This is a genomic window from Helicobacter pylori NQ4053 (assembly GCF_000274605.1).
Classification (GTDB): domain Bacteria; phylum Campylobacterota; class Campylobacteria; order Campylobacterales; family Helicobacteraceae; genus Helicobacter; species Helicobacter pylori_CV.
The window spans coordinates 126,163-138,411 of record NZ_AKNV01000004.1 but is presented as its reverse complement, the minus strand read 5'-3'; the positions used below and the strand labels follow the sequence as shown (position 1 = coordinate 138,411).

Here is a 12,249-nt window from a genome sequence, read left to right as displayed (position 1 = left end):
AAACGCTTTAAGCGGCTTTATAAGGGCGTTTCAAAAACCCTAAATAGAGCGCTAAAGAGCAACACGACCAAGCAATCCCTAACAAAAACCCTCCTAAAACATCGCTAGGGTAATGCACCCCTAAATAAACCCTATCATACGACATTAAAACAATCCAAAAAAGTAAAATAATAGCACCAATAGTTTTAATGCGAGCATTTGCGTTAGAATAGCATAACAACAACGCCAAAGAGCCGTAAAAAAGCGCTGAAGCTAAAGCATGCCCGCTAGGGAAACTAAAGCCATGCGCAAAAACCAATTCGCCATTGGTTACAGGCCGTGGGCGCGCCACTAAAAGCTTAAGGGATTTTAAGGTGAATTCACCTAATAAGATGCTAAAGAAAAACCACACCCCCAAAGCGATGCGTTTTTGAAACCCAAACCACAAGCCAATGAGTAAGGCTATAGGAGTGGTGAGCTTGCTTTGTGCAAACCAAGTGCTAAAAAACACGAAAGAAAGCCACGCGCTCCCTTGAATGGGGGCAGGATTGCGGATCAAGTCTATAAAAAACAAATCCAATTGTTGCACCCACTCTTTTTGAAAAGCCACCCCGCTTATCACAATGCCAAACAATATAAAAAAGACCACCCCTACTATTCCAAGTGCCTTAGCCGCTTTTTTCTCTCTCACGCTTATCGTTCTGTCAAATACCATTCAAACCCCTTTTAAAAAATGACTTTAAAAAAGGCGATTATAGCTTATTTACCCCACAAACGCACACAAAACGCAAGGAATAAAAATAATATTCTTTGCTATAATGAACCCTTTAAAGGGTGTGCGCCCAACGCCAAACAAAACCGCCAATCAAAAAAACAAAAAAGGGGCTTATTATCATGGAAAACAAAAACACTCAAGCGAATGAGAAAAACAACGAGCATGCATCTTCTTCATTAGAACGCAACGAATTGCACAACACCATTTGGAAAGTGGCTAATGAATTGAGAGGCTCAGTGGATGGCTGGGATTTCAAGCAATACGTTTTAGGCATTCTTTTTTACCGCTACATTTCAGAAAACATGACTGATTACATCAATCAGCGAGAAAGCGATCCGAGTTTTGATTACGCTTCATTAAGCGATGAAATGGCCGAGCGTGCAAGAAAAGGGCTTATTGAAGAAAAAGGCTTTTTCATCCCGCCAAGCGCTTTATTTTGTAACGTGCTAAAAAATGCGCCTAGTAACGAAGATCTCAATGTAACCCTACAAAATATTTTCACCGAAATAGAAAAATCCAGCCTTGGCACTCCATCAGAAGAAAATGTCAAAGGCTTGTTTGCGGATTTAGACGTCAATAGCAATAAATTAGGGAGCTCTCATTCAAAAAGGGTGGAAAAATTGACTAAAATCCTTCAAGCCATAGGGGGCATGCAATTAGGCGACTATTTAAAAAGCGGGATTGATGTTTTTGGCGACGCTTATGAATATTTAATGGCCATGTATGCGAGCAACGCCGGCAAAAGCGGAGGGGAATTTTTCACCCCCCAAGAAGTGAGCGAACTGCTCGCTAAAATCGCCCTGCACGGCCAAGAAAGCATCAATAAAGTTTATGACCCATGCTGTGGGAGCGGGAGCTTACTCTTACAATTTTCTAAAGTGCTAGGCGATAAAAATGTTTCAAAAGGGTATTTTGGGCAAGAAATCAATTTGACCACTTACAACCTTTGCCGAATCAACATGTTTTTGCATGACATCAATTACTCTAAATTCCACATTGCGCTAGGGGACACGCTTTTAGACCCAAAACATGAAGACGATGAGCCTTTTGATGCGATCGTTTCCAACCCTCCCTATTCCACTAAATGGGTGGGCGATAGCAACCCCATTTTAATCAACGATGAGCGCTTTAGCCCGGCTGGTGTGTTAGCGCCCAAAAACGCCGCCGATCTCGCTTTCACTATGCACATGCTTTCTTATCTGTCCAATAGCGGCACGGCTGCGATCGTGGAATTTCCCGGGGTGCTTTATAGAGGCGGCGCGGAAAAAAAGATCAGAGAATATTTAGTGAAAGAAAATTGCATTGACTGCGTGATCGCTTTACCTGAAAACCTCTTTTTTGGAACGAATATCGCCACTTGCATTTTAGTGCTTAAGAAAAACAAAAAAGACGACACCACGCTTTTTATTGATGCGAGTAAGGAATTTGTCAAAGATGGCAAGAAAAACAAGCTCAAAGAGCGCAACCGAGAAAAGATTTTGCAAACCTATATTGAAAGAAAAGAGGTTAAGCACTTTTGCGCTCTAGTTAATATAGAGAAAATCCAAGAAAACGATTACAATCTATCCGTGAACCGCTACGTGGAGCAAGAAGACACGAAAGAGATTATTGACATTAAAGCGCTTAATAGTGAGATCGCTCAAATCGTAGAAAAACAGAGCGCTTTAAGAAACCGCCTTGAATCCATTATCAAAGAATTAGAAGCTTAAAGGGGGCAAAATGAACCACATAGAAAAACTACTCCAAACTTTAGCGCCTAAGGGGGTGGAGTTTAAAACGCTTGAAGAGGTTTTTGAAATTAAAAATGGTTACACCCCATCAAAAAACAATCCTGAATTTTGGAAAAATGGGACTATCCCTTGGTTTAGAATGGAAGATATTAGAGAAAATGGGAGGATTTTAAAAGACTCTATCCAACACATTACCCCAAAGGCTTTGAAAGGTAAGAAACTATTCCCTAAAAACTCTATTATTATTTCTACAACAGCAACGATAGGAGAGCATGCCCTTTTAATTGTTGATTCGCTAGCGAATCAACAATTCACTTTTTTAAGCAAAAAAGCGAATTGTGATCTTGCTTTAGACATGAAATTCTTTTTTTACCAATGCTTTCTTTTGGGGGAATGGTGTAAAAACAATACCAATGTTTCAGGTTTTGCTTCTGTGGATATGACTGCTTTTAAAAAATATAAGTTCCCCATCCCACCCCTAGAGATCCAACAAGAGATCGTTAAGATTTTGGACGCTTTCACAGAATTAAACACAGAATTAAACACAGAATTAAACACAGAATTAAACGCGCGAAAAAAACAATACCAGTATTACCAAAACATGCTTTTAGACTTTAATGATATTAATCAAAGCCGCAAAGACGCCAAAGAAAAATTAGCGCAAAAACCCTACCCCAAACGCTTGAAAACCTTACTCCACACTCTAGCGCCTAAGGGGGTGGAGTTTAGGAAGTTGGGGGATATTGGGGAATTTACTAGAGGTAATGGGCTTTTGAAAAGTGATTTAAAAGATAAGGGGAGACCTGTTGTTCATTATGGACAAATACACACTCAATACAATCTTTCAATTGATAAGACAATTTCATATGTTAATGAAGCTTTATTCCATAAATTAAAAAAAGCAAAACCAAACGATATTCTCATCGTTACAACTTCAGAAAATGTAAAAGATGTAGGAAAAAGTATCGCATGGCTAGGAAATGAAGAGGTTGCCTTTTCGGGTGAGATGTATAGCTATTCTACAAATGAAAACCCTAAATTTATCATTTATTACTTTCAAACTTATTTTTTTCAAAAAGAAAAGGAAAAGAAAATAACAGGAACTAAAGTTATGCGTATCCATGAAAATGATTTAAAACAAATAACCATCCCCATCCCACCCCTAGAAATCCAACAAGAGATCGTTAAGATTTTGGATCAATTTTTGGCCCTAACCACCGATTTGTTAGCCGGTATCCCCGCTGAAATCAAAGCCAGAAAAAAGCAATACGAATATTACCGAGAAAAACTACTGACTTTCAAACCCCTCCAAAATAAGGGATAACATGAATTACGAAACGATCGCAGAAAGCAATGAAAGCACGGTAGTAGCACAATTTCATAGCGATAGTGAAAGGAAAAGCACTTATGAGAGCGAAGCAGAGCTAGAAAGGGCGTTTATTAAGCTTTTAGAAAAACAAGGCTATGAATTTAAACAAATCCACAATGAAAAAGAATTGAAAGACAATTTAAAAGAGCAGTTAGAAAAGCTTAACGATCATTGTTTCACGCCCAAAGAATGGGACACTCTTTATTTTCAATTCATCGCTAATAAAAACGAGGACTATAAGGCTAAAACAAGAAAGATCCAAGAAGATCCGATTTTTAATCTCACGCTTGAGAATGGAAAAACCAAAAACGTTAAAATCATTGATAAGAAAAATATCCATAGAAACGCCTTGCAAGTGATCCACCAATACAGCAATAAAGGGGGGAAGTATGAGAACCGCTATGATGTGAGTGTCCTTGTGAATGGCTTGCCTTTAGTGCATGTGGAATTGAAAAAAAGAGGTGTGGCGATCAGAGAGGCGTTCAATCAGATCAAGCGCTATAAAAGGGATAGTTTTAGTGCTGAAGACGGGCTTTTTGAGTTCGTGCAGATTTTTGTCATCAGTAACGGCACGAGTAGTAAATACTATTCAAACACCACCAGAATAGCCCAAATTGAAAAAAACAACAAAGCCGATACTTTTGAATTCACGAATTATTGGGCGGACAGCAAGAATCGTAATATTGAGGATTTAATGGATTTTGCCAAGTCGTTTTTTGCGAAGCGCAGCCTTTTGAACGTTTTAACGCGCTATTGCGTTTTCACAAGCGAAGAGGTTTTATTGGTGATGCGGCCTTATCAAATCGTGGCGGCCGAAAGGATTTTAGAAAAAATCAAAGCCACTCATGATAGTAAAACTTATAAGAAAAGCCAAAGCGGAGGCTATATCTGGCACACGACAGGGAGCGGTAAAACCTTAACGAGCTTTAAAAGCGCGACTTTGGCTAAAGAATTAGAACACGTTTCAAAAGTTTTGTTTGTGGTGGACAGGAAGGATTTGGACTATCAAACCATGAAAGAATACGATAAATTCCAAAAAGATTGCGCTAATTCCAACACCAGCACCAAGATTTTAAAACAACAGCTTGAAGATTTTAACGCTAAAATCATTATCACCACGATCCAAAAATTAGACAAATTCGTTAAAGCCCACCTTAAAGGGCATGCGATTTTTAATGAAGAGGTGGTGATGATTTTTGATGAATGCCACAGGAGTCAGCTAGGATCGATGCACCAAGCTATCACTAAAGCGTTTAAAAAATACCACCTTTTTGGCTTCACCGGCACGCCCATTTTTGAAAAAAATTGCGATAAAAACAACCCGTTAGGCACGACAGAGCAAAAATTTGGGAGATGCCTCCACCAATACACCATTATTGATGCGATCAGGGATAAAAACGTTTTGCCCTTTAGAGTGGAATACCACAACACCATTAAAGCTAAAGAGGGCATTAAAGATAAAGAGGTTAGAGCGGTTGATGAAAAAAACGCTCTTTTAGATACTAGGAGGATTAAAGAAATCGCAAAATGCATTGTAGAGCGTTTCCATCAAGCCACTAAAAGTAAAAAATTCAATTCCATTCTGGCATGTTCTGGTATAGAAGCTCTGAAAAAATACTACCAAGCCTTTAAAGAAGAAAAACACGACCTTAAAATCGCTACCATTTTCAGTTATAGCGCTAATGAAGAAATTGAAGCGCTAGAAGATGAAAACAATGAAAGCGCTTGCCAGCTAGACAAAAGCTCAAGGGATTTTTTAGAGGGCGCGATTGCGGATTATAACGGGATGTTTAAAACTTCTTTTGACACTTCGGATCAAAAATTCCAAAGCTATTATAAGGATCTTTCTCAAAAAATGAAGGAGCGTGAAATCGATCTTTTACTGGTGGCAAACATGTTTCTTACCGGGTTTGACGCTACAAGGCTCAACACCCTTTGGGTGGATAAAAACCTGAAATACCATGGGCTAATCCAAGCCTTTTCACGCACGAACCGCATTTTAGACAGCGTCAAAACGCATGGGAATATCGTGTGTTTTAGGGATTTGGAGCAAGATTTGAATGATGCGCTCATGCTTTTTGGCAATAAGGACGCTAGGTCTATTGCGCTATTAAGAAAATATGAAGATTATTTGAAAGGCTACACAGATAATCATAAAGAATACGAGGGCTATGAGGGTTTGATTGGAAGGCTTTTAACCGAATTTCCCTTAAAAGAGCCAATCATTTCAGAAAGCCAGAAAAAGGATTTCATCAAGCTTTTTGGCAAGATTTTGAAATTAGAAAATATTTTAAACAGCTTTGAAAATTTCAACAAAGACGATCACATCAATCCAAGGGATTTTCAAGACTATCAAAGCAAATACCTTGATTTTTACGATGAAATGAGGCCAGAAAAAGGGAAGGATAAAGAAGAGATTAACGACGACTTGATCTTTGAAATTGAACTCATCAAGCAAGTGGAAGTCAATATTGACTACATTTTGACTTTGATTGAAAAGTTCGCTAAAGAGAATGATCTAGAAATTCAAGGCGTTAAAACCAAAATAGAGCCGATCATCAACTCCAGCATAGAATTAAGGAATAAAAGAGATTTGATCATGGGTTTCATTGACAAATACAACAAAGATGAAGAAGTCCATGCGTATTTTCAAAACTATATCCACCAAAAAAGAGAAGAGGAATTCCAAAATATCATAGAAGAAAACCGCTTGAATGAAGAAAAAGCCTATTCGTTCATGCAGCATGCCTTTAGTGGGGGTGAAATCAATTTCAGCGGGACGGAATTTCCTGAAATCATTGAAGAAAAAGTCTCCAGGTTTGATAAAAATTCGCGCTATCAAGAGGTGAAAGAAAAAGTCGCTGCAAGCCTTTCTCGTTTTTTCCACCGCTTTTGTGATCTCACTAGCGCTATATTTAAGAAAAATGGGGTTAAAAAAGATGAGGTTAATGAAAAATAGTTCATGAACGCTTTTGTATTAAGGCTCAAAAAAAGCGCCGTTTAATGGATTTTTTGTAAAATAAAAGAAATTTTAAGGAGGCTTGTGATGTTAAAAGAATTACGCCAAAAACGCCCTTTAGTGCATAATATCACCAATTATGTGGCGGCGCAATTTGTGGCTAATGGATTATTAGCTTTAGGGGCATCGCCTTTAATGAGCGATGCGATCGCTGAAATGCAAGATTTAGCGAAAATTTCTGACGCGCTCGCTATCAATATTGGCACCCTTAATGATCGCACCATTTTATGCGCTAAAGAGGCGATCAAACGTTACAAGGCTTTGAACAAACCCATCGTGTTGGATCCTGTGGGGTGTTCAGCGAGCGCTTTGCGTCATGACACAAGCTTAGAGCTTTTGAAAAGTGGTGGGATTAGCGCGCTTAGGGGCAATGCCGCCGAATTAGGCTCTTTAGTGGGTATTTCTTGCGAAAGTAAGGGGTTAGATTCCAAGCATTCTACCACGCCTATAGAAATTGTCAAACGAGCGGCTCAAAAGTATTCTGTGATAGCGGTAATGACGGGTAAAACAGATTACGTGAGCGATGGGAAAAAAGTTTTTAGTATTACTGGGGGGAGCGAATATTTGACTGCAATTACTGGGGCTGGGTGTTTGCATGCCGCGGCGTGCGCGAGCTTTTTAAGTTTGAAAAAAGACCCCTTAGATTCTATGGCGCAACTTTGCGCTTTCTATAAACAAGCCGCTTTTAACGCGCAAAAAAAAGCGTTAGAAAATAACGGCTCTAATGGTTCGTTTTTGTTTTATTTTTTAGACGCTCTAAGCTTGCCCATAAAGTTAGAAAATAGCCTTATTAAGGAAGTATTGTGAAAGTTTATCCGCAAGTTTTAAGCATTGCTGGCAGCGATAGCGGTGGGGGCGCTGGGATACAGGCCGATTTGAAAGCGTTCCAAACTTTGGGCGTGTTTGGGACAAGCGTGATCACTTGCATCACCGCGCAAAACACACAGGGCGTGCATGGGGTTTATCCGTTGAGCGTTGAGAGCGTGAAAGCGCAAATCTTAGCCATCAAAGATGATTTTTCTATCAAAGCGTTCAAAATGGGAGCGTTATGCAACGCTCAAATCATTGAATGCGTAGCGGACACTTTAGAAACTTGCGATTTTGGGTTGTGCGTTTTAGATCCGGTGATGGTGGCAAAGAATGGGGCTTTGCTTTTAGAAGAAGAGGCGATTCTAAGCTTAAAAAAACGCCTTTTACCTAAAACCAATTTACTAACCCCTAACCTCCCTGAAGTCTATGCGCTCACAGGCGTTCAAGTGCGAGACGATAAAAGCGCTTCAAAAGCGATGGGTATTTTAAGGGATTTAGGCGTTAAAAACGCCGTGATTAAAGGGGGGCATACAGAGCATTTTCAAGGGGAATTTAGCAACGACTGGGTGTTTTTAGAAGACGCTGAATTTATCTTAAACGCTAAGCGCTTTAACACCAAAAACACGCATGGCACGGGTTGCGTTCTGTCTAGCTTGATTGTGGGCTTACTCGCTCAAGGGTTGGATTTAAAAAACGCTATCACAAAGGCTAAAGAGCTTTTAACTATTATCATTCAAAACCCCTTAAACATTGGGCATGGGCATGGGCCTTTGAATTTGTGGAGCATCAAAAAGCATGTTTGATGCGGATTGTTTGAAACTCATGTTTGTGGCTGGTTCGCAAGATTTCTACCATATAAAAGGCGATAGGACAAACGCGCTTTTAGACACTTTAGAATTAGCTTTACAATCTAAAATCACAGCGTTTCAATTCCGCCAAAAAGGCGATTTAGCCTTACAAGATCCTGTTGAAATCAAACAATTAGCCCTAGAGTGTCAAAAATTATGCAAAAAATACGGCGTGCCTTTTATTATTAATGATGAGGTGCGACTCGCACTAGAATTAAAGGCTGATGGCGTGCATGTGGGGCAAGAAGACATGGCTATAGAAGAGGTAATAACTTTATGCAAAAAGCGCCTTTTTATCGGTTTGAGCGTCAATACTTTAGAGCAAGCCCTAAAAGCGCGCCATTTAGACGGCGTAGCCTATTTAGGGGTAGGCCCTATTTTCCCCACACCATCTAAAAAAGACGCTAAAGAAGTTGTAGGCGTCAATCTTTTAAAAAAAATACACGATAGCGGGGTGAAAAAACCCCTGATAGCGATTGGGGGCATCACGACAGATAACGCTTCAAAATTGTGGGAATATGGGGGTATCGCAGTCATTAGCACGATCACACAAGCCAAAGATAAAGCCTTAGCGGTTGAAACACTTTTAAAAAATGCGTGAGGAATTCTAAAATTCCGCATGGATTAATGTAAAAAGAGGGTATCGCTCTTTTATTGGATAAAAAAGCGCTTAAATCCATCATAAAGGCGTTTTTAAAACGCTAAAAGTTTTATCCTATCGTGTCCAATAAGCGCTCTTCAAAGGCGAAAAGCATGGGGGTTTTTTCGCACACAATTTCCACAAAAGAAAAGCCTAAAAGGGTGTTTTGAGCCTCTTTTAAAACCTCTTGAGTCCTTTGGAGGGTGGTTTTTAAAAAAAGCTGTTTTTCTTTTTCTTTCAAATAAATAACGCCTCCAATTTCGCCCAAGTTAGGATACAGAGCGTAAAAATCAACGCTTTGTTTTTTGGCTTTCATCTGTAAAAAAGCTTTTTTGCGTTCGTTTTCAACCACAAAGCTTAAAACCTGCGATTGCAAGCTTAAAAGCATGTTGGCTGTATTCAAAAACTCTTGCGAGCTTTTAGCATGGATTAATTTTTCGCTCAAAAGTTCTTTGTATTCTTTTAAAGGGGTGTTGTCTTTGGCGCTCAATATTTCTTTGATTTTTTTCATTTCAAGAGCGGGCAAATCGTCTAATGCGTCTAAGATTTTTGGGGCAGGCACTAAATTTTTAAGCACAATATCGCCCAGCTGATTTCTTTGCATAACCGCAAAATAGGGCTGATTGATTTTTAATTCCTGTTCGCTTTTGGTGGGGATAATTTTATTACCCACTTGCAAAAGAAAAAGGTCTTTATCTTGTTTTTCTAAAACCTTTAAAAGAATGGGTAAAGTGGCGTTAAAATGGTGCGCGGCGTTTTTGGAATGAAGGGCGTTAAGCTGGTTTAGGGCGTTTAGGGCTTCTAGCATTAAAGGGCGTTGTCTTTGATAAAATCAAGGATTTTAAAGCTCGCTTCTAATTTGTTCATAGAAGGGATTTTTTGGGTTTTATGATGGCTAAAGAGCCACAATTCATTCTCTAATGAGCCAAAAGGGCGTGAATCTTTAATGAGATTCAAAGCGGCCACAGAGCAATCTTTGCCGTTATCTTGAGAAGGTTTTAAAAGATTTTGAGCGTTTTTAATGGCGTTTTGTTGATCGTCTTCGGCTTTAAAACCGATTTTAACGAATTGATTGGGATTGACAGAAGCCAGTAGATCCTTATTTTGAACGCATTCAATGTTTAGGGTTTCGCCCAGTTCGCTTTTTTTAAGCTTATGGTTAAAAGAAGTTTTAGGCAAATAATCGCTAATGGCGGCTAAATTGAAGAGTAGGGGTTTTAAGGCATGTTTTTGCAAGTTGTTAGCGGCATTATTTAGGGCGTTTTCATAAGAAGCGGTGTCGCTAACTAAAACGCTTGTGATTTCTTTAGGCAAAGGAGTGGGGAAGCTTGATGCAATCAAAGTTACTTTGGCTCCCTTAAAATATAACGCTAGGGCTAACGCGCTCGCTTGGATCCCGCTAGAAAGATTGCTAATAACTCTAACGCTGTCAATCTTTTCCACGCTCGCCCCGCCCATGACTATGACTTCTCTGTTTTCAAAATAAGCGTCTTTTAAAAGCGTTTGAACGGCTTTAAAAAGGATTTCTAAAGGCTCAGCCATCGCCCCATCGCCTTTAGTGTCGCATGCTAAAAGGGCGTTTTGGGTGTCTAAAATAATGTGGTTGGAATCTTTCAAGCGTTTTAAATTACTTTGAGTGATAGGGGAATTGAGCATGTTAGTGTTCATGCTAGGGGCTAGGATTTTAGGGGAAGTGCAAGCTAAAAAAGTCGCGCTTATGATATTATCCGCTAAAGCGTGAGCGATTTTAGACAGGCTGTTAGCGCTTAAGGGGGCAAAGATGAGTAAATCAGCATTAGCAGCACATGCGATGTGGTTATGGTGCAATGCGTTTTGGTGGTTATAATACCATTTTTCATTATGATCATGCAAAACCTTGTGATGACTCAAGGCTTCAAAGCTTAAGGGCGTAACAAATTTTTTTGCGCCCTCACTCATCACCACTTGAACGCTAGCCCCGCTTTTAAACAACAAGCGCACTAATTCTAGGGATTTATACGCCGCAATAGAGCCGCTCACGAGCAATAAAACGCGCTTGTTTTCTAATAATCTTAAGGGGTAAAACAAATCTTCTAAAAAATTCATAGCAATTTCAATAAATCATCAGGCTCTAGCCATTTGCTGTTATTATGGCTGCTGTATTCAAAATCAGGGGCGACTTTGTGGCCTTTTTCGTGGAGTTTGGTGAGCGTGTAATCTTTAGGCGTTTGGAAGCTTATAGTGGGCTGAATGATGAAAAAGTCTTCAAATTCTAGGGCTAAATGGCTTTCATCTTTAGGGATCATCACTTCATGGAGTTTTTCGCCCGGGCGAATCCCTATGATTTTAGTAGGGGTATTGGGGGCTAGGGCTTTAGCGAGATCAGTCATTTTCATGCTAGGGATTTTAGGCACAAAAATTTCCCCCCCATGCATTCTTTTCAAGCTTTTAAGCACAAAAGAAACCCCCTCATCTAAGGTGATCCAAAATCGTGTCATGCGGATATCGGTGATAGGGATTTCACTCGCTTTGTTCTGGACTAATTTTTTAAAAAACGGCACCACGCTCCCACGACTCCCCACCACATTACCATAACGCACCACGCTAAATTGCGTTTGAGAAGAGCCTTTAAAGTTATTCGCGCTCACAAAGAGCTTGTCGCTGCACAATTTGGTTGCGCCGTAGAGGTTAATGGGGTTAGCGGCCTTATCGGTGCTTAGAGCGATGACTTGGCTGATTTCATTTTTTAAGCATGCGTTAATCACATTGCTCGCTCCCATGATATTGGTTTTAATGCATTCTAGGGGGTTGTATTCAGCGATAGGGACATGCTTGAGCGCGGCTGCATGGATACAAATATCCACGCCCTCTAAAGCATAATTCAAGCGTTCTAAATCCCTGACATCGCCGATAAAAAAACGCATCCTAGGATCGTTAAATTCCATGGCCATTTCGCTTTGTTTTAATTCGTCTCGGCTATAAACAATGATTTTTTTAGCGTTGGTGGTGTCTAAAACTTTACGCACAAAGCGTTTGCCAAAACTCCCAGTGCCACCGGTGATTAAAATCGTTTGGTTATCTAGCATGTTTTGATGATTTG

10 protein-coding genes and 1 pseudogene are annotated in these 12,249 nt (G+C 39.8%); 7 read left to right on the top strand and 4 right to left on the bottom strand.

Annotation, left to right across the window (positions count from 1 at the left end):
* Window positions 1-7: 7 nt before the first annotated feature.
* Window positions 8-694, bottom strand: a complete 687-nt coding sequence (locus tag AYS37_RS03820) for a phosphatase PAP2 family protein (RefSeq protein WP_000230777.1) — start codon at window positions 692-694, stop codon at window positions 8-10.
* 18 nt (window positions 695-712) lie between these two features.
* Here AYS37_RS03820 and AYS37_RS08755 point away from each other — a divergent pair.
* The 7 genes and pseudogenes from AYS37_RS08755 (at window position 713) to thiE (ending at window position 9,131) form a co-directional block, all read left to right on the top strand.
* Window positions 713-902: pseudogene (locus AYS37_RS08755) on the top strand (restriction endonuclease subunit M).
* Window positions 874-2,463 (top strand): type I restriction-modification system subunit M, encoded by a 1,590-nt coding sequence (locus AYS37_RS03810; RefSeq protein ID WP_000428587.1) that lies wholly within the window; start codon window positions 874-876, stop codon window positions 2,461-2,463. Before AYS37_RS08755 ends, AYS37_RS03810 begins: the two are co-directional and overlap by 29 nt.
* 10 nt (window positions 2,464-2,473) lie before the next feature.
* Window positions 2,474-3,808 (top strand): restriction endonuclease subunit S, encoded by a 1,335-nt coding sequence (locus AYS37_RS03805; RefSeq protein ID WP_001015513.1) that lies wholly within the window; start codon window positions 2,474-2,476, stop codon window positions 3,806-3,808.
* Between the two features lies 1 nt (window position 3,809).
* Window positions 3,810-6,812 (top strand): HsdR family type I site-specific deoxyribonuclease, encoded by a 3,003-nt coding sequence (locus tag AYS37_RS03800; protein ID WP_001105673.1) that lies wholly within the window; start codon window positions 3,810-3,812, stop codon window positions 6,810-6,812.
* 87 nt (window positions 6,813-6,899) lie between these two features.
* The gene (thiM, locus tag AYS37_RS03795; RefSeq protein WP_001874590.1) at window positions 6,900-7,679 is read left to right on the top strand and encodes a hydroxyethylthiazole kinase; all 780 of its coding nucleotides are present in this window, start codon (window positions 6,900-6,902) and stop codon (window positions 7,677-7,679) included.
* Window positions 7,676-8,485 carry a bifunctional hydroxymethylpyrimidine kinase/phosphomethylpyrimidine kinase gene (gene thiD, locus AYS37_RS03790; RefSeq protein WP_000870380.1) on the top strand — a complete coding sequence of 270 codons (810 nt, stop codon included), beginning with the start codon at window positions 7,676-7,678 and terminating at the stop codon, window positions 8,483-8,485. The genes thiM and thiD overlap by 4 nt, the downstream gene beginning before the upstream one ends.
* Complete coding sequence (gene thiE / locus AYS37_RS03785) at window positions 8,478-9,131, top strand: thiamine phosphate synthase (protein ID WP_000458904.1); 654 nt, start codon at window positions 8,478-8,480, stop codon at window positions 9,129-9,131. The genes thiD and thiE overlap by 8 nt, the downstream gene beginning before the upstream one ends.
* Window positions 9,132-9,240: 109 nt before the next feature.
* Here the strand turns inward: thiE and AYS37_RS03780 are convergent, their stop codons facing one another.
* Genes AYS37_RS03780 through pseB form a run of 3 tightly spaced genes read right to left on the bottom strand, consistent with a single transcriptional unit; the run spans window position 9,241 to window position 12,235 of the window.
* The gene (locus tag AYS37_RS03780) at window positions 9,241-9,978 is read right to left on the bottom strand and encodes a hypothetical protein (RefSeq protein ID WP_000888418.1); all 738 of its coding nucleotides are present in this window, start codon (window positions 9,976-9,978) and stop codon (window positions 9,241-9,243) included.
* Window positions 9,978-11,255, bottom strand: coding sequence for a bifunctional phosphopantothenoylcysteine decarboxylase/phosphopantothenate--cysteine ligase CoaBC (gene coaBC / locus AYS37_RS03775; protein WP_001010005.1), 1,278 nt, complete (start codon window positions 11,253-11,255; stop codon window positions 9,978-9,980). Before coaBC ends, AYS37_RS03780 begins: the two co-directional genes overlap by 1 nt.
* Entirely contained in the window at window positions 11,252-12,235 is a 984-nt protein-coding gene (gene pseB / locus AYS37_RS03770; protein ID WP_001874589.1) for a UDP-N-acetylglucosamine 4,6-dehydratase (inverting), read from the bottom strand. Before pseB ends, coaBC begins: the two co-directional genes overlap by 4 nt.
* Between the last annotated feature and the right edge of the window lie 14 nt (window positions 12,236-12,249).

Coding starts and splice junctions, on each gene's coding strand:
- thiM (WP_001874590.1), top strand. CDS start 6,900: ATGTTAAAAGAATTACGCCAAAAACGCCCTTTAGTGCATAATATCACC.
- AYS37_RS03820 (WP_000230777.1), bottom strand. CDS start 694: ATGGTATTTGACAGAACGATAAGCGTGAGAGAGAAAAAAGCGGCTAAG.
- thiE (WP_000458904.1), top strand. CDS start 8,478: ATGTTTGATGCGGATTGTTTGAAACTCATGTTTGTGGCTGGTTCGCAA.
- AYS37_RS03805 (WP_001015513.1), top strand. CDS start 2,474: ATGAACCACATAGAAAAACTACTCCAAACTTTAGCGCCTAAGGGGGTG.
- coaBC (WP_001010005.1), bottom strand. CDS start 11,255: ATGAATTTTTTAGAAGATTTGTTTTACCCCTTAAGATTATTAGAAAAC.
- AYS37_RS03800 (WP_001105673.1), top strand. CDS start 3,810: ATGAATTACGAAACGATCGCAGAAAGCAATGAAAGCACGGTAGTAGCA.
- pseB (WP_001874589.1), bottom strand. CDS start 12,235: ATGCTAGATAACCAAACGATTTTAATCACCGGTGGCACTGGGAGTTTT.
- AYS37_RS03810 (WP_000428587.1), top strand. CDS start 874: ATGGAAAACAAAAACACTCAAGCGAATGAGAAAAACAACGAGCATGCA.
- AYS37_RS03780 (WP_000888418.1), bottom strand. CDS start 9,978: ATGCTAGAAGCCCTAAACGCCCTAAACCAGCTTAACGCCCTTCATTCC.